General features: G+C 67.6%; 15 protein-coding genes. 6 read left to right on the top strand and 9 right to left on the bottom strand.

Annotation, left to right across the window (positions count from 1 at the left end):
- Window positions 1-85 precede the first annotated feature (85 nt).
- Window positions 86-1,243 (top strand): AAA family ATPase, encoded by a 1,158-nt coding sequence (locus AAF604_16855; protein ID MEM7051343.1) that lies wholly within the window; start codon window positions 86-88, stop codon window positions 1,241-1,243.
- A gap of 58 nt (window positions 1,244-1,301) precedes the next feature.
- Here the strand turns inward: AAF604_16855 and AAF604_16850 are convergent, their stop codons facing one another.
- From AAF604_16850 to AAF604_16835, 4 genes are all read right to left on the bottom strand, one after another.
- On the bottom strand, window positions 1,302-3,695 hold the full coding sequence (locus AAF604_16850) for an ATP-binding protein (protein MEM7051342.1): 2,394 nt from the start codon (window positions 3,693-3,695) through the stop codon (window positions 1,302-1,304).
- Entirely contained in the window at window positions 3,695-4,252 is a 558-nt protein-coding gene (locus AAF604_16845; protein ID MEM7051341.1) for a YfiR family protein, read from the bottom strand. The genes AAF604_16850 and AAF604_16845 overlap by 1 nt, the downstream gene beginning before the upstream one ends.
- 14 nt (window positions 4,253-4,266) lie before the next feature.
- Window positions 4,267-6,195: a TonB-dependent receptor gene (locus AAF604_16840; protein MEM7051340.1), complete on the bottom strand. Its 1,929-nt coding sequence runs from the start codon at window positions 6,193-6,195 to the stop codon at window positions 4,267-4,269.
- Window positions 6,196-6,353: 158 nt separating this feature from the next.
- A complete protein-coding gene (locus AAF604_16835; protein ID MEM7051339.1) occupies window positions 6,354-6,827 on the bottom strand; it encodes a thioredoxin family protein in 474 nt (157 codons plus the stop codon).
- Window positions 6,828-6,953: 126 nt separating this feature from the next.
- Here AAF604_16835 and AAF604_16830 point away from each other — a divergent pair, with 126 nt between their 5' ends.
- Genes AAF604_16830 through AAF604_16820 form a run of 3 tightly spaced genes read left to right on the top strand, consistent with a single transcriptional unit; the run spans window position 6,954 to window position 10,792 of the window.
- A complete protein-coding gene (locus tag AAF604_16830; protein ID MEM7051338.1) occupies window positions 6,954-7,784 on the top strand; it encodes a MoxR family ATPase in 831 nt (276 codons plus the stop codon).
- A 12-nt stretch (window positions 7,785-7,796) separates the two neighbouring features.
- Window positions 7,797-8,978: a VWA domain-containing protein gene (locus AAF604_16825; protein MEM7051337.1), complete on the top strand. Its 1,182-nt coding sequence runs from the start codon at window positions 7,797-7,799 to the stop codon at window positions 8,976-8,978.
- Window positions 8,975-10,792: a hypothetical protein gene (locus tag AAF604_16820; GenBank protein MEM7051336.1), complete on the top strand. Its 1,818-nt coding sequence runs from the start codon at window positions 8,975-8,977 to the stop codon at window positions 10,790-10,792. Before AAF604_16825 ends, AAF604_16820 begins: the two co-directional genes overlap by 4 nt.
- A 22-nt stretch (window positions 10,793-10,814) precedes the next feature.
- Here AAF604_16820 and AAF604_16815 read toward each other — a convergent pair whose 3' ends face one another.
- Window positions 10,815-11,381, bottom strand: coding sequence for a carbonic anhydrase (locus AAF604_16815; protein MEM7051335.1), 567 nt, complete (start codon window positions 11,379-11,381; stop codon window positions 10,815-10,817).
- Between the two features lie 45 nt (window positions 11,382-11,426).
- Window positions 11,427-11,819, bottom strand: coding sequence for a hypothetical protein (locus AAF604_16810; protein MEM7051334.1), 393 nt, complete (start codon window positions 11,817-11,819; stop codon window positions 11,427-11,429).
- 279 nt (window positions 11,820-12,098) lie between these two features.
- On the opposite strand from AAF604_16810, the gene AAF604_16805 reads away from it, so the two are divergent.
- On the top strand, window positions 12,099-13,016 hold the full coding sequence (locus AAF604_16805) for a hypothetical protein (protein ID MEM7051333.1): 918 nt from the start codon (window positions 12,099-12,101) through the stop codon (window positions 13,014-13,016).
- Here AAF604_16805 and AAF604_16800 read toward each other — a convergent pair.
- Window positions 13,013-14,104: a tetratricopeptide repeat protein gene (locus AAF604_16800; GenBank protein ID MEM7051332.1), complete on the bottom strand. Its 1,092-nt coding sequence runs from the start codon at window positions 14,102-14,104 to the stop codon at window positions 13,013-13,015. The two genes, AAF604_16805 and AAF604_16800, sit on opposite strands and share 4 nt — an antisense overlap.
- A gap of 173 nt (window positions 14,105-14,277) precedes the next feature.
- Here AAF604_16800 and AAF604_16795 point away from each other — a divergent pair, with 173 nt between their 5' ends.
- A complete protein-coding gene (locus AAF604_16795; protein MEM7051331.1) occupies window positions 14,278-14,685 on the top strand; it encodes a DUF4332 domain-containing protein in 408 nt (135 codons plus the stop codon).
- An 87-nt stretch (window positions 14,686-14,772) separates the two neighbouring features.
- On the opposite strand, the gene AAF604_16790 is transcribed toward AAF604_16795, so the two are convergent.
- Both AAF604_16790 and AAF604_16785 read right to left on the bottom strand, forming a co-directional pair.
- Complete coding sequence (locus AAF604_16790; GenBank protein ID MEM7051330.1) at window positions 14,773-15,561, bottom strand: SDR family oxidoreductase; 789 nt, start codon at window positions 15,559-15,561, stop codon at window positions 14,773-14,775.
- A gap of 9 nt (window positions 15,562-15,570) precedes the next feature.
- The gene (locus tag AAF604_16785) at window positions 15,571-16,023 is read right to left on the bottom strand and encodes an ASCH domain-containing protein (protein MEM7051329.1); all 453 of its coding nucleotides are present in this window, start codon (window positions 16,021-16,023) and stop codon (window positions 15,571-15,573) included.
- Window positions 16,024-16,156: the final 133 nt, after the last annotated feature.

The raw sequence follows: 16,156 nt of genomic DNA, 5'->3' as shown, positions 1-16,156 counted from the left end.
CGGTGCGATGCTACGATGTGGCGCCGCCGAAAACGGGGCCAAACGGCCTCCTTTCGGCATCCGTAAGAAAGGCGGAGGAGAGGCGATGGAAGCGAACCTGGATACTGCTGTCGAGTCGAAGCCTGAGGGCGCCTCCGGGCTGCGCCGGACGCGCGATATCCCCCCGACGGAGATCTTCTCCGAGCTGCGGCGCGGAGTGCTCGGTCAGGACGAAGCCTTGCGCTTCGTCGCGGTGGCGATCTACAAGCACACCACCGGGCGGGTGTCCGGAAACCTCCTCCTGGTCGGCAACTCCGGCACCGGCAAGACGACCATCATGAACAACATTCAGCGCCTCTATGATGCGGTGCCCGAGTATCGGCCCTATCGCGCGCTGACCATCCTCAACGCCAACCTGCTGGTCGACAGCGACCGCACCGAGTTCCGGCCCGACCGCATGCTGCGCAGCATCGAGCAGCGGGCCCGGCTGCTGTTGGGGCAGGAGCCGACCGCCGAAGATCTCCAGGAAACGATGGAGCGGGCGACCGTCTGTATCGACGAGATCGACAAGATGACCTCGATCCTGGGGGGCAAGCCCAATCCCCTGGGAGTGGTGCTGCAGCAAGGTCTGCTGACCCTGATGGAAGGTGAGAAGGTGGCCTACCAAACCCGCGCCTGGGTCGATGGCCGCGAGCAGGACGTCACCCTGCGGATCGATACGGAGCGCATGATGTTCTGCTGCGGTGGCGCTTTCGAGGGACTCTACGATCAGGTCTACAACCGGGTCATGAAGCCCGGCAGCGGCGTCAAGCTGCGTTCCGAGGCACGTCGCACGGCGGACGGCAAGGTTCGCATCGACACCATTTTCAGCCTCGCCGAGTTCCTCAAGGTCAAGGACATGTTCGAGTACGGCATGGTGCCCCAGTTCATGGCGCGCTTCGACAAGATCGTGTTGATGAAGGAGCTGCCGCGGGAAGTCCTGGAGGAGATTCTGCTGCACTCCTACGACTCGCCCTATGTGCGCTCCCGTCGGTTCTTCGAGACCCTCGAGATCGATCTCGAGATCGAGCCCTTGGCGGCCGCCCTGGTGGCGGAAGCGGCGACCAAGGAAGGCCGAACCGGTGCCCGCGCCTTGCGCGACGTCTTCAGCAAGGTGATCAACCGCTTTGAGTTCGATCCCTGGAACAGCGGAGGCTTGAGCGAGAGCGAGGGGCAGACCCGCCTGGTGATCAGCGCCGACGAGGTGCGTTCCGCGATCGCCTGAGGCGGGCGCTCGGCGAGCGTTGCGCCTGCCGAGCTTTCGACCGAAAATTCAGTGAGCCTTACTCGTCGGAGCCCGGCGAGGCTCCCCGGCCGTCGGTTCTCGAAGAGCCGTCGCGCAGCGCCTGGCGGCCGTGCCGAGCCAGGACGTCCTGCAGCGCCGAGGCGTGCACCGGTTTGCTGATGTAGGCGTCCATGCCGGCTTCGTAGCAGGCGCGGCGGTCTTCCGGCAGGACGCCGGCGGTCATGGCGATGATCTTCGGCTGGTCCTCCGCCGGCAGCCGCCGACGGATCTCCCGGGTGGCGTCGAGGCCGTCCATCTCGGGCATCTGGACATCCATGAAAATCAAGTCGTAAGGGGTGTCGAGGGCGGCGGCGACGGCGGTCACGCCGTCGATGGCGAGGTCCGGCTCATAGCCCATGCGCCGCAGGATGGCGCGCGCCACTTTCTGGTTGATGACGCTGTCGTCGGCCAGCAGGATGCGCAGCGGCAGGCGCTCCGCGAGCTGTTGGTCGAGGCGTAAGCTGCGGGTTTTGCGGTGGGCTGTTTCCGCCGGCGCACCGAGGGTCTCGACGAGGGCATCGTAGAGCTGCGAGACCTTGGCCGGGCGCGGCAGCGAGGCGACCTGCGGATGTCCCGGTGCCGGACCGAGCACGAAGATGGCCTGGGTCGAGGCCTCTCGAACCAGCTCGTCGAGGTCGAGGTCGAGGCCTAGCGGGTCGATCAACAGGATGTCGAAGGGCTTCTCGCCGTGCAGCCAGTGGAGAGCTTGGTGGGCCGAGTCGGTCAACCGATGGCTCAGGCCCCAGGTTTCCGTGTGGCGGGTCAGGCTGCGGCCCTCGCTGTCGGGGGCGGCCAGGACGAGCAGGCGGCGGTCGCTCCAGCGGGGCTGCGCGTCGCCTTCTTCGAGGCCTTCGCGAGGGGCCGTCAGGAGCACCGAGAAGGTGAAGGTCGAGCCGCGTCCGACCTCGCTTTCGACCTCGATGCGGCCGCCCATCATGTTCACCAGGCGCCGGCTGATGGCGAGGCCCAGGCCGGTGCCGCCGAAGCGTCGGGTGGTCGAGGGGTCGACCTGGGAGAAGCTGTCGAAGAGGGTGGCGAGGCGGTCCGGCGGGATTCCGATGCCCGAGTCCCGCACCCGAATCTCCACCTCGTAGGGCTGGGCCTCGCCGGTCGCGCCCTCGGGGCTGGTGAGAAACCGTCCGGAGGCCTCCAGCACGACCTCGCCCGATTCGGTGAACTTGACGGCGTTGCCGAGCAGGTTGACCAGCACCTGGCGTAGGCGGGTGACGTCGCCGTAGACCGGCGTCGGGGGAGTCCCGTTGATCAGGTAGGTGACGCCGAGGCTCTTCTCGTCGGCCCGTCCGGAAACGATCTCGATCGCCGCCTCGATGCAGTCCTTGAGATCGAAGGCGCTGCGCTCGAGCTCGAGCCGGCCGGACTCGATCTTGGAGAAATCGAGGATGTCGTTGATCACCGCCAGCAGCGTCTCGCCGCTGGTGCGGATGGTCTCGCAGAAGTCGCGCTGGTCGTCCGTCAAGCGCGAGTCGAGGAGCAGGCCGGTCATGCCGATGACGGCGTTCATCGGGGTGCGAATCTCGTGGCTCATGTTGGCCAGGAACTCGCTCTTGGCGCGCGCCGCGGCCTCGGCTTCGTCTCGCGCCAGCTCGAGCTTGGCCTGCGCCGCCTGACGCACGTTGACCTCCCGCTGCAGCTCCTGGGTGCGTTCGGCGACCCGCACCTCGAGGCCGCTGCGGGCCTTCTCGAGATCCGAATCGCGGCCTTCGATGGTCTCCAGCATGTCGTTGAAGGCATCCACCAGGAGGTCGACCTCCTGGGCGCCGCTGGTGGCGGCGGCGCGCACCGAGTAGTCCCGGTCCATGGAAACCGAGCGGGCGGTGGCGGCGAGGCGGCGGATCGGCAGGAGCTCCGCTGGCAGGCGGCTCGCCAGGCGCCGTCGCGCCAGTAGCCAGGCCAGGCCGAGGGCGGCGGTGGCGGCGAGGGCGAAGCCGAAGAGGCGCAGCCAGAGAGGACGCAGGTCGGCGAGCAGGACGATGTGCCCCTGGATCTCCCCATCGTGCTCGACGGCATGGGCGACGGCCAGGTGCGAGAAGGTGAAGCGATGGCCGGTGGTCAGATCCGAGGTGCGCGGTGGAGAGGCGGCCGGATAGCTGGCGAACAGCCCGCCCTGGGAGTCGAACAGCCAACCGCCGAGGATGCTGGGATCCGCCTGGAGCACATCGAGGGTGGTGTCGGCGGTCCTCCGGTCGCCGAAGACGAGCGCCGCGGCGCTGTGCTTCGCGACCATCTCCGCCTGCACCGAGTAGGCCTCGATCAACTCGTTCCGTTGGCTCAGGAATTGGAACAGGGCGAGGGCCAGGCAGGCGACGATCGCCGCCACCAGGCTGGTGCCGAGGGCGATTCGGCGCAGGCGCCCTTCGAGCGAAAAGGGCATCAGCTCGGCGGGGGCCGCTGCACCACCCGCACCCTCTCCATGCGCAGCAGCTCCGAGCTGAGGTGGAGGTCCGCCTGACGGGTGTTGGGGAGGTGGACTTCGATGCCGTGCTCGCCACCCGGCGGCGGCAGGAAGATCATGCCGCCACGGGCCAGGAAATCGGGTTGTTGGGCGAAGGTCAGGATGCCCCGGCCGGCGAGGGAGCGGAAGGCCTCTTCCATCTCGTCGCGACCGAGGCGGCCGAAATAGAGCGCCTGGCAGTCGAGCACCTCGTCGGCGCTGCGCGCCGTCACCAGGCGAATCGGACGACCTCCGAGGGTGCGATCGCGCAGGGCGCTGCCGAGGGAGGCGATCAGCGGATCGGAACCCAGGGTGGCGAGGCAGAAGGGCTCGCCTTCGGCCGGCCGGGAGTGCACCGGCCAGTCGGCGAAGGTCAGGATCTTGTAGATGATCTCGGCACGCACGCCGCCGGCGGTGTAGCTCTGGGCGCCGGCCGGGGCCGCGGCGACCACCAGGCCGAGGGCCAGGAGCCCAATGGCCAGGTCGAGCGTCGGCAAGCTCCGGAGCGACCTCAGAAACGCCATGTCGCTCCCACCGAGAAGGCGCGTTCGATCTCCGTCAGTACCGGGCTGGCGGTGTTCGAGATGAACTCGAGATGTTGGTCGTCGGTGGCGTTCTCGACCACCGCGAAGAGCTCGAGGTCAGGGCTCAGGGGCCAGGCGAGACGCAGATCGGTGCGGAAGTAACTCGGCACCGCCAAGCTCTCCAGGCGGTCGACCCAGTAGAGGAAGGCATCGAGCTGCAGGCCGCCGGGGAGGTCGAGGAAGGAGCGCACGCCGGCTTGATGGCGCGGTGAGCTGCCGCCCTCGATCAGCCTCTCGGCGGGCGGCGAGGTGATCTCGATGTCGACATCGAGGAAGGAGTAGCTGCCCTGAAGCTGCAGCCGCTCGATGGGACGCCACTCGACGCTCAGCTCGAATCCCCAGGCCTCGGCTTCGCTGCCGTTGAGGGGCACGATGGGAACGGTGATGCGCGGTGGCGGAGTGTCGAAGAAGGGAGTGCCGACGCGGTACGAGACCAGGTCCCGATAGCGATTGAAGAACACCGTCGAGTCGAAGCTCAGGCCGCTGCTGGGCCGGATGCGATGACCCACCTCCCAGGCGACGACGGATTCCGGATCGAGGTCGCGATCGCCGAAGAAGGAGACGTAGGTCGGCGGATTGGTGGGCTGGACGGAAAAGGTGAAGTGGCCGTCGTAATCGGTGCGATTGGGGGTGCGGACAGCCCGCGAGACGCCTCCCCAGAGAGTCTGTTGCGGACTCGGGAACCAGGCCAGCCGGAGCGAGGGCTGAACCTCGAAACCGCTGAGGTCGTGGTGCTCGAGCTTGGTGCCGGCGGTGAGCACGAGGCGTTCCGGGATCAGCGCCCAGCGGTCCTGGGCGAAGGCGCTGAAGATCTCGGTCCGCCGCCGCTCCGGATCGAGGGAGTAGACGAAGGAGCCGTCGAGGTCGTCGTCGCTGCTGCGATAGCCGGCACCCCAGACCCAGCGATGGCGACGGCTGGCCGGTCCGCTGTGTTGAACCTCGATGTCGAACTGATCATGGGTCGCCGTCGAGGTCGGGTTGGTGCGCCGGTTGCGGTCGTAGTAGAGGCGTGCCTCGAGGCGGCTGCCGCCGGTCAGGTTGCGCTCACCGCGGGTCAACAGGTAGCCGCCATCGGCTTTGTTGCCATCCGGCAGCAGGCGCTGGAAGGGGGGCTCCGGAGTGGCGATCTGAACCTGCCCCTCGGCGGTGGTGTCGAAGACGTCGCCCTGCACCGTCAGGCTGCCGCGGGCGAAGGAGCGGTCCCAGCGAAAGCCACCGCGCAGGCCGCGCCAGCGATCGCCGGCGAAGGCGCCGTCGCGGTCGACGAAGCCCTCGCGGTCGAAGCCCTGGGCGAACACCCGCCAGGCGCTCGAGCCCTTGCCGCCGGTGAGGCGAACCTCGGTGAAGAGCTGCTCCTCGGCGCCGCTGGCGATGGTGAGCAGTGAGTCGACGGTCTCGAAGGCGCTCTTGGTGACGATATTGACCACGCCATTGACGGCGTTGGCGCCCCACAGCGTGCCGCCCGGACTACGGCTCACCTCGATGCGCTCGATGTCCTCGAGAAGCAGGCCCTGAACGTCCCAGAAGACGCCCGACAGGATCGGCGTGTAGATGTCGCGTCCGTCGATCAGCACCAGCAGCTTGTTGGAGTTCTCGCGGTTGAAGCCGCGCGCCGAAACCGCCCACCGGCTGCTGTCGACCCGCGCGACGTGCAGACCCGGCACCATGCGGAGCAGCTCGGGTAGGGTGCGCACGCCGGAGCGCCGGATGTCCTCGGCGGTCAGCACGTGGACCGCCGCCGGCACCTGGAAGGCCGGCTCCTGAACCTTCATCAGCGAGGTCACCTCGAGGTCGAGGAGCTGCTCCAGGCTGAGATCGCGCAGCTCCTCGTCGCCCTGGCCCGCGGCAGCGGGCACGAAGGCAAGGGCTCCTGCCAGGAGGAAGAGCGGAAGAAAGCTCTTGCGTATTGAGGTGAATAAACGGGGGCTCATAGCGGCTCGTCGGCTCCGATGGGGCGACCGGCGAGGCCGCACGGGGCCATTATAACTTTGCAGGAATTACTGCAGAGGTCGGCCTATAGCTCGATGTGGTCGGCGGAGACGTTGAGCACCAGCACCTTCAGGTCGCGCTCGGTGGCCAGGACCTGATCGAGATCGCGCGCCATCGCATGGCACGGGATACACCAGACGGCCGAGTACTTCACCAGCACCAGGTCGGCCTCGGGGAGCTCCGGGAGAGGTTCGCCCTGGGGGCCTTCGAGGGTGGCGAGCTCGAACTCGAGGTGGCGCGGCGAGTCGAGGGGCTGGGGGGCGTCGAGGACCGCCTCCAGAGCGAAGGGGAATTCGCTCGAGTAGCCTTCGTAATCCATCACCAGGCGGCCGGCGGCATCGTAGACGCGGAACTGGGGCAGGGCGAGGGTGGTGCCGACGGCGGTCTCTCGCAGGCGTAGGTCGAGGCCCTCGAAGGCCGCCTCGGTGGGTTTGTCGGCGGCTGCGATGGTGGGCATCAGCAGGGCGAGCAGGGCGAGCCTGGGCAGGATTCTTCTCATCGTCGTCGAGGCTCTCTCGCCGCCTTCTCGTTGCGCGGGGCGGACCTGGCCTCCAAGATCAAATCCGGCGCCATCAGCGGGACGGATCGGTCGTGTACACTGGCGGCCATTTTCGGAGGAGCTCCTATGGGATTTCAACAGTTTACGGGAACCGAGACCTACCTCGCTTCGGGCGAGCTGCGCGATGCCGTCAACGTCGCCATCGCCCTCGAGAAGCCGCTGCTGGTGCGCGGCGAGCCGGGCACCGGCAAGACGGTTCTGGCGGAGGCCATCGCCGAGAGTCTGGTGATGGAGCTGCTGGTGTGGAACATCAAGTCGACCAGCAAGGCGCAGGATGGACTCTATGTCTACGACACCGTGCAGCGCCTCAACGACGCCCGCTTCGGCGACCAGGACATCTCGGACGTTAGCCGCTACATCAAGCTCGGGCCGCTGGGCGCTTCCCTGACCAGCGGCCAGCGGGTGGTGTTGTTGATCGACGAGATCGACAAGGCGGACCTCGAGTTTCCCAACGATCTGCTGCACGAGCTCGACCGCATGACCTTCACCGTGCAGGAGACCGGCGAGGTGCACAGCGCTCAGCAGCGACCGGTGATGATCATCACCTCGAACAACGAGAAGGAGCTGCCGGATGCCTTTCTGCGCCGCTGCGTCTTCCACTACATCGCCTTTCCCGACAAGGAGGCGATGGAGAAGGTGGTGCGCATCCACCATCCGGATGTCGAAGCCGAGCTGCTGCAGCAGGTGCTGCTGCGCTTTTTCTGGCTGCGCGACCTGCCGGACCTGCGCAAGCGGCCGTCGACCAGTGAGCTGATCGACTGGATCGCCGCCCTGCGCCGGGGTGGGGTGGCGGCGGAGACCCTGGAGCAGGAGCTGCCGTTCCTCGGCGTGCTGTTGAAGCGCGAGTCGGATCTCGAATCGGTCCTGCGGGTGCAGCAACGCCGCGCCTACAACTGAGGCGAGGCCCCGATGTTCAGCGATTTCTTCTTTTTTCTGCGCGCTTGCGGCCTCAAGGTCAGCCTCACCGAGTGGCTGTCCCTGATGCGCGCCCTGGCCCTCGGCCACAGCCGCGCCGATCTGCGCACCTTCTACTCCCTGGCGCGCAGCCTGTTGGTCAAGCGAGAGGTCGACTTCGATCTCTACGATCGCGCCTTCGCGACCTTTTTCCACGGCGTCGAGAATCAGTTCGAGGTCGACGACGAGCTCCTCGCCTGGTTGGCCGATCCCAAGCTGCCGGATCTCGCTTCGGCGCTGCCCGACGGCCTCGAGCTGGAAGACCTGAAGCGCCTGTTCGAGGAGCGTCGGGAGGAGCAGCAGGAACGGCACGACGGCGGCAATCGCTGGATCGGCACCGGGGGCACGTCGCCCTTCGGCCACGGCGGCCGCCATCCCACCGGGGTGCGGGTCGGCGGTCCCGGCGGTGGCCGCTCGGCGGTGCAGGTGGCCGGCGAACGGCGCTTCCGCAACTTGCGCGGGGATCGCATCCTCGATAGCCGGCAGATCGGCATGGCCCTGCGCCGGCTGCGCCGCCTGGGCCAGGACGAGGGGCCCGAGGAGCTCGATGTCGAAGCCACCGTCGATGCCAGCGCGCGCAGCGGGGGAGACATCGATCTGGTCTTCGCGCCGCCGCGGCGCAACCGCATCCAGCTCCTGCTGCTGATGGACGTCGGGGGCTCGATGGATCCCCACACGGCGCTCTGCGAGCGCCTGTTCACGGCGGCCCACGCGGCCCAGCACTTCAAGCGCTTCGAGGTCCGGTTCTTCCACAACTGCGTCTACGAGCGTCTCTACACGGACATGGCCCAAGGCCACGGCGAGCGCACGGCGGATCGCCTCAAGCAGCTCGACGAGCGCTGGTCGGTCATTTTCGTCGGCGATGCCTGGATGGCTCCCTGGGAGCTGACCCATGTTGGCGGCGCGATCGACTATTTCCACCACAACGACGACACCGGCTTGAGATGGCTTCAGCGCATCCGGCGGCGCTGCCCCGATTCGGTCTGGCTCAACCCGGAGCCGCAGCGCATCTGGCAGGCACCGAGCATCGATCTCATTCGTCATGTGTTTCCGATGTACGAGCTGAGCCTCGAAGGGCTCGCCGAGGCCATCGACGTGTTGCGCGGGGTGCGCCCCAACCGGCCGATGGCGGCGTGACCGGGCCGGTCGTCGAGCGGCCCCGCCCGCGCCTGTCGGGGGCCGGTGGCGGCGGGCGCCTCGCGCCGGCGGCCCGGCTGATGGGGGCCTGGTTGGTGGGGGTCTGGGGGCTGATGCTGGTGCTGGCGGCCGTCGGCATCGATCGCCTGTCCCTGTCGAGCGATGGCTCGTTCCACCTCCTCGCTGGATCCCAGGCCCTGCATCGCGGCCAGAACCTGGTCAACCTCGAGCATCCGCCGATGGCCAAGCTGGCGATGGGTTGGCCGTTGCTGCTCGAGGACGATCCCTGGCCCGAGCCGGTCGATGCCGCCGAGGCCTTGCCGGCCCTCGAGCGCCTCTATGAAGACCCGGCCCGCCTCGAACGGGTCACCCGCCGAGCGCGTTGGACCATGCTGCTGTTGTTCGCCGTGCCCTGGCTGCTGGCCAGCGGTGCCCTCGCCGGTGAGATGGGCTATCGCTGGGGCCGGCGCATCATGCCGCTGTTGCTCGCCGGCACGGCCTGGGTCTTTCCGAATCTCTTCTTGCTGCAGACCGATGTCGCCGTCAGCCTCGGCGCGGTGCTGGTCGTCTGGCTGTCCATCCGTGGCCTGCGGCGGCCGCCGTGGGAGACCGCGATGCTCGTCGGAACCGCCCTCGGCTTCGCCTTGAGTGGCAAGTTCTCGGGCGTGCTCTTGGTGCCGACGGCATTGCTCGGGGTGTGGCTCGGCGGTGGCTCCCTCGGCCGGCGCCTCGGCCGCTTGGCGGCCGCTCTGGCGGTGGCGGCGCTGTTTGTCCATTTCTTCTACGGCATCGCCAACTGGAGCTACGACCGCGAGGCCGGGCGCGAGACCCTGCGCCTCTACAGTGAGGGTCGGGCTTCGGTGATCGTCGGCGACCGGCTGGAGCCCTGGCAGTCGGCCCTGCTGACGATCGAGCGCGTCGACCCGGCGGTGGCCCAGTGGCTGACCGGTTTGCTGGGAGTTCTTGTCCAGAACGATCTCGGGGTCTATCCGAGCTACGCCTTCGGGCGAATTCGACCCGATGGCTGGCTGTGGTATTTCCCCACCCTCTTGCTGGTCAAGACCCCCTGGGTGCTCCTGATTCTCGCTCTTGGGGCGTTGGTTTGGCGGCTTCGCGCCGGGCGGTCAGCGGACGAGCTCCGGGGCGACTGGCGGATCGCTGGGCTCATCGCCACGACCCTGGGGGTCTACCTGGCGGCGGCGGCCGGCAGCAGTTACAACATCGGCATTCGACACTTGCTGCCGATCCTGCCCCTGCTCTACCTGCCGCTGGTGGGATTCCTCGGGCGGAGGCGCCGTTGGGCGACGGCGGTCGTCGCCCTGCTGGCTTGCGAGCTGGTGGTGTTGGCCCCCTTCTGGCTCGGTGCCACCAACACCTGGTGGCTGGGAGAGCGCAATCCCACCCGCCTGGCCTTTTCGGCGAGCAATCTGGACTACCGACTCAACCTCGCCGAGCTCGGCCGCGAGGCCGATCGGCGAGCCCTCGGTGAGCTGCGAGTGGTGCACCCCGGCCTCGAGGCGAAGGTGCTCGCGGCCTATGCTCCCCAAGCCCGCTTGCTGCGGCCGGCGGCGCGCCTCGAGCCGGGCTGGTACGCGGTCAACGTCCTCGCCGAGCAGCTCGTGCCGGCCCTGCTCGATTCGAGCCCGGCGGATCGGCCCGCCCTGCGCCGGGAAGCGCTTCGTTGGCAGCCGGTGCTCGCGGCCCTCGCCGCGGGCGAGGACCACGGCACCCTCGCGGCCACCTATCGATTGTTCCGTCTGCCCGCGGCGGTGCCGCTGGCCGCTGATCTGGAGCCTGCGAAGGTAGGCGAGTAGCCTCTCGCCCCAAGGGCCCGGCTCAGTCGTCGGCGAGAAACTCGACGGCGCCGCTGTCGAGGTCATACTCGGCGCCGACGATGACCAGGTCCGCCGGCTCGCTGCCGCCGAAGTGGCTGCGCAGGCGTTCGACCTGATGCTCGACGTTGGCCCGCACGGCGGCGGTCGGATCTGCCGTCCGTCGGCCCAATCCGCTGCGGATCTCAGCGACCAGGGCGGCGAGATCGCGGCTCGCCGGTGGCGCTTCGGCGAGGGCCGCCGAGACGGCCCCACAGCGGCTGTGGCCCAGCACCACCACCAGCCGGGCGCCGAGGGCGCCGAGGGCGAACTCGACGCTGCCGAGGGCGGCGGAGGTCACCAGGTTGCCGGCGATGCGGATGACGAAGAGGTCGCCCAAGCCCTGGTCGAAGATGATTTCCGGGGGACCCCGGGAGTCGGCACAGCCGACGATGACGGCGAATGGCTGCTGACCCGACGCGACTTCTCGGCGCCGCGGACCGTGGTCCCTGGCCGTGGCCTCGACCGGCGAGGAGCAATAGCGCCGGTTGCCGGCGCGCAGACGTTCGATGGCGGCGTCAGGAGCGATCATGGGCGCGGATTCTGCCACAGGATCGCTCCCGACACTCGACCCACGCTACTTGCGGCCCAGCATGGCGCCGATGGCACCGCCGGCAAGGCCGACGCGCACCACCGAGATCACCAAATCGACCACGATCGGAGCGAAGTTGGCGCCCATGGCGCCGATCTGAATCATGCCGAAGGCGATGGTGACCAGGCCACCGACGATGGCGCCGCCCTTGAAGCCGCCGGCGAAGGTACTGATCGAGGCCCATTGAACGAAGATGAAGGTGAGCAGGGCGGCCATGGCGAGCTCGCCGAGGAAGATAGCCCACAGAATGGGCTCATCGAGGGTCTCGATGCCCTGACCGGCGAAGTAGTCCGCCAGCGCCATGCCGTAGACCAGGAATCCGAGGACAAACAGCACCAGTGCACCGACGATCGTCGCCAACAACGTTCGTTGAGACATAGTTCCCTCCACAAGCAATGATTGGATGCCCCATCCTAGCAAGGAGCATCCCGTGAGCCGATGCCGGTCTGCTCTCAAGTCTGAGAACGGCCCTCTCGGGATCGAGAGAGGTAGCCGCCCGCGGAGTCGACGGGAACTCTCGTCGACGCCGGGCAAATGGCTGTTGCAGAGTCCTTTACGGACTCCCTTCGGAGCTCCCCCGGAATGGCATGGGGATTGCCCCTTCAGGTTCCCGACGCCGGCCTTTTGCTGGTGTCGAGCTCTTGAAGGAGACTCGCCATGGCTGCTCGATCGTGTCTGCTTGCACTCCTCGTCTTGCTCGTCGTTGGGTTCATTGGCTCACCGGTGGCGGCGGGGCGGCTCCTCCTCGACAACGGAAGCTTCGACTCGGGGGTCAGCGGCTGGACCGGCATCGGGGGAGATCCCTTCTCTTGGTCGGCCTTCGACGCCCAAGGTCAAGTGGCTTCCGGCTCGGTCCGGATTCCGAGCGGTGGCCAGAACGGAATTCCCACCGGGGTCTTCCAGTGCGTCACGCTGATCAGCCCTGGGGATGTCTTCGATCTGACCGCCGAGACCTGGGCGCCGACCGGCGTGGCCTTTGGAGACGACGTCTATGTCGCCATGAACTTTTTCCCGGATACGGCCTGTGGCCAGCTCGGCGGCAACCCGCTCGACAGCGGCGTCAGTCTGGGATTCCGCGGCACCCCCGGTCAGTGGCATGAGCAATCGCTGCGCGCCACGGCGCCGCCGGGATCCCGGTCCCTACGGGTCGATCTCAATGTCCTGCAGCAGAACGGCGTCGCCTTCGATGGCCACTTCGACAACCTCCAGCTGCAGTTCTCGAGCTGTATCGAGAGTGCGACCGCCAAGTGCCTCAACGGCGGGCGCTTCCGCGTCGAGGCGAGCTGGCGCAAGCCCGACGACAGCACCGGCCAGGCGCGGGTCGAGCGGCTCACCGACGACACCGCCTACCTGTGGTTCTTCGATCCCGACAACGTCGAGGCGGTGATCAAGGTCAACGACGCCTGCGTGGCGCCATTCAATCGCTACTGGGTGTTCGCCTCGGGTCTCACCAACCTCGAGGTCTCACTGACCGTAACCGATACTCTGCGCGACTTCACCTGGTTCCGCGTCACCACCCTCGACCAACCCTTCCCACCGATCCTCGACACCGGCGCCTTCCCGACCTGCCCTTAGCGGCTTGCGAGAAGGAGTTTGTCCACCTTGCCCTCGAGATTCTGCTGGAAGAGCCGGGGGCGTTCGTCGGCGAAGCGCACGGCGCGGGCGAAATGCCGGTTGGCCTTCTTCTCGTCGCCGCGCACCAGAGCGATGCGGCCACGCAGCAAGTGGATCTCCGAGATGCGCTTTTCGATCCGGCCGGCGCGCTCGAGGAGGCGATCGGCAGTGTCGAGATCGGCGGCCGCAAAGTGCTCGCGGGCGCGATCCAGCAGGTAGAAGGGGTTGCGCGTCTTGAGCTCGAGGACGCGGGCGGTGGTCGCCCGCGCCTCGGCGGTGCGGCCGGCGACCCGGTAGAGGCCGGAGAGGTTCTCGATCGCCGGCAGGAACTCCGGATCTTGCTGCAGGGCCTTCTCGACCAGGGCGATGGCTTCGACGGTGCGGCCGTGCCGTTGGGCCAGCAAGGCGAGGTTGTTCCAGCCCTCGATGAGGGTCGGATCGAGGGCCAGGGCGCGCCGGAAGAGGGGCTCTGCGGCCGCCAGGTCGCCGGTCAGCATGGCTTCGGCGGCCACCGCGTTGTAGTAGTGAGCCGCTCCGCGGTCGTCGGAGATGATGCGCATATTGCGGTAGGACTTCTCGCGGCCGGGATAGAAGTCGACGGTCTCGAGCCGGCCGTCGAGGGTGACTCCGCCGACGACATGGGTCGAGCGCACCACCGACTCGCCCACCCGGTGGAAGGTCTCGAAGTCTTCGACCTCGACGAAGTAGGCCCGAATGCCGGCGCTGCGCGCCATGGCGACGAACAGGTTGACCAACGACAGGCAGTTGCCGCGACCGTGCTCGAAGGCCTCGGCCGCGGTGAAGGTCGGGTGGCTGGCGTACTCGAAGCCGAGACCGTGCTTCTTGGAGAAGATGCGGTCGACGACGCGCTCCAGGCGCCTGAGCTGGGTGCCCGGGGCACGCGCGATCACCAGGGTCGCCTCTTCGATGGCGGGGTTGGCGGCGAAGGGCCTCGGCTGGTCGTCCGAAGGGGTGGCCTGGGCGGTGACGGCAGAGGCCGCCAGGAGTAGCGAGAGGAGGATCGGGGGAGTGCGGTGACGAAGGTTCATGGCAGTCTCCTCGAGGAATTCATATTCCTGACTTACGTTTGGCGTCGCGCTGGGTTGCCGGGCCTCTTTCTTCCCTTGCGCGAATCCGGTAACCTCGCAGCACTAGGACTGCTAAACCTCGCGTTACGAGGGCGATGCCTCGCTCTCGGCCGCAATTGCCCAGGAGGATTGCAATGAATTACCGGATCGACGAGATCGAGGGGATTGGCCCGAAGTACGCTGCCAAGCTGAAGCCGGCCGGAATCAAGAACACCAAGGACTTCTTGAAGCATTGCGCCGATCGCAAGGGGCGCAAGAAGGTCAGTGGCGAGACCGGCATCAGCGAGAAGCTGTTGCTCGAATGGGCCAACATGGCCGACTTGATGCGGATCAACGGCATCGGCCGCCAGTTCGCCGAGCTACTCGAAGCCGCCGGCGTCGACACGGTCAAGGAGCTGCGCAATCGCAAGCCCGCCAACCTCGCCGCCAAGATGGCCGAGACGCGCGAGAAGACCAAAGTCGCCAAGGTCGCGCCGCCGGAGTCGAAGGTCGAGGACTGGGTGCAGCAGGCCAAGAGCCTGACCCCGATGATCAGTCACTGAGACCGACCGATCGGGTCCTTCGAAAGCCCTCCCGCGGGAGGGCTTTTCTGATTTTGGAGGGCGTTGGGACGGCCGCCGCGGGCGCCGTCAGGTCACCCGCGCCTTGCGGATGACGCGCTCGAAGGTGCCCGGCAGGAAGCGCTTGAGATGCACCGCCCAGCGCTCGCGCCCACCGATCAGCACTTCGCTCTTCTCGCCCTCGATGGCGCGCAGGATCTCGGCGGCGCAGGCTTCCGGGGCCATGCCATTGGCCTGGGCGCGATCGAGGGTGCCCTGGGGGCTGCCGTCGCCGGTGAGGGCGTTGTGGGACACGCGAGTGCGGATGAAGCCCGGGCAGATGATGGTCACTCGCAGCCCCTGGTCCCAGACCTCGGCGCGCAGCGAGTCGAAGAAGCCGTGAAGGGCGTGCTTGGCAGCGGCGTAGGAGGAGCGCAGCGGCGTGCCGATCTTGCCCACCAGGCTGCTGACCACGACGAAGTGTCCCCGACCGCGCTCGAGCATCGCCGGCAGCAGCGCCTTGGTCAGGGCGACGGTGCCGAAGTAGTTGACTTCGAAGAGCTTGCGGTCGACCTCCTCGCGGGTGTCCTGGGCGAGAGCGCGCTGGGAGACTCCACCGCAGTGGACCACGATGTCCACCGGCCCGTCGGCGAGAACTTCCTCGGCGGCCCGGCGGATGCCGTCGCCGTCGGCCAAATCGACGGCCACGACTTGGTGGTGCGGCGAGCCCTCGCAGCGGTCGCGGACCTGCTCGAGCACTTCGGCCCGCCGGGCGGAGAGGACGAGCCGGGCGCCGCGCCGGCTCGCCGCCAGAGCCAGGGCTTCGCCGATGCCGGAAGAGGCTCCGGTGATCCACATCTTTCGACCGTCGAGCTGCATGACCGGATTCTAGCGGTTGTCCGATTCCTGGCCGAGGGAGTCCTGCCGACCGAGGTCTTCGACCAAGCGAAAGCGTTCGCAGACTAGAATCATCTTGGGATCGAAGCCACCGCTGCGCTCGAAGTAGGCCTGGTGGTTGCGCTGCCACCCTGCCAGGTCTTCGTCTTCGCCCTCGGCGAGAGCGAAATCCACTTCGACGTCACAGAACCGAACTCGGTCGACGGACTCCGTTTCGAGCACCAGAGCCGGACGGCCGTCCCAGTCGAGGGCGATGTCCCGGCGTCCGACGACGGGCATGGCCTCTGCTTCGGACTCGAAGCTCTGGAGAGCATCGCAGGTCGCCGTTTTCTTGCCCTGTCGCACCAGCTCGATCAGCCCGTCACAAAGCTCTCGACTGTCACCGAAGGTGAAGGTCGTGGCATTCGGATAGCGCCTGAGGACGGCGTTCAGGTCTTGCGACATTGGGTTCCTCCGCTCGAGGGAAGCTCCTTCAGTCTAGCGTGTCGCAGCCGGGCAAGGTCACCATGTCCGAGGCGTATGGCTCGGGCGCAGGACGTCCGCGGGAATTCGATTGCCCGTTCGTTGCCGCTCCTGG

The organism is Acidobacteriota bacterium (genome assembly GCA_039028635.1).
Lineage (GTDB): Bacteria > Acidobacteriota > Thermoanaerobaculia > Multivoradales > JBCCEF01 > JBCCEF01.
The sequence above is the reverse complement of the archived record's forward strand: the minus strand, read 5'-3'. Positions and strand labels throughout refer to the sequence as shown.

Excerpts from the sequence above, each read along its gene's own strand:
- AAF604_16855 (MEM7051343.1), top strand. The coding sequence starts at position 86 with ATGGAAGCGAACCTGGATACTGCTGTCGAGTCGAAGCCTGAGGGCGCC.
- AAF604_16850 (MEM7051342.1), bottom strand. The coding sequence starts at position 3,695 with ATGCCCTTTTCGCTCGAAGGGCGCCTGCGCCGAATCGCCCTCGGCACC.
- AAF604_16835 (MEM7051339.1), bottom strand. The coding sequence starts at position 6,827 with ATGAGAAGAATCCTGCCCAGGCTCGCCCTGCTCGCCCTGCTGATGCCC.
- AAF604_16830 (MEM7051338.1), top strand. The coding sequence starts at position 6,954 with ATGGGATTTCAACAGTTTACGGGAACCGAGACCTACCTCGCTTCGGGC.
- AAF604_16825 (MEM7051337.1), top strand. The coding sequence starts at position 7,797 with ATGTTCAGCGATTTCTTCTTTTTTCTGCGCGCTTGCGGCCTCAAGGTC.
- AAF604_16815 (MEM7051335.1), bottom strand. The coding sequence starts at position 11,381 with ATGATCGCTCCTGACGCCGCCATCGAACGTCTGCGCGCCGGCAACCGG.
- AAF604_16810 (MEM7051334.1), bottom strand. The coding sequence starts at position 11,819 with ATGTCTCAACGAACGTTGTTGGCGACGATCGTCGGTGCACTGGTGCTG.
- AAF604_16805 (MEM7051333.1), top strand. The coding sequence starts at position 12,099 with ATGGCTGCTCGATCGTGTCTGCTTGCACTCCTCGTCTTGCTCGTCGTT.
- AAF604_16800 (MEM7051332.1), bottom strand. The coding sequence starts at position 14,104 with ATGAACCTTCGTCACCGCACTCCCCCGATCCTCCTCTCGCTACTCCTG.
- AAF604_16795 (MEM7051331.1), top strand. The coding sequence starts at position 14,278 with ATGAATTACCGGATCGACGAGATCGAGGGGATTGGCCCGAAGTACGCT.
- AAF604_16790 (MEM7051330.1), bottom strand. The coding sequence starts at position 15,561 with ATGCAGCTCGACGGTCGAAAGATGTGGATCACCGGAGCCTCTTCCGGC.
- AAF604_16785 (MEM7051329.1), bottom strand. The coding sequence starts at position 16,023 with ATGTCGCAAGACCTGAACGCCGTCCTCAGGCGCTATCCGAATGCCACG.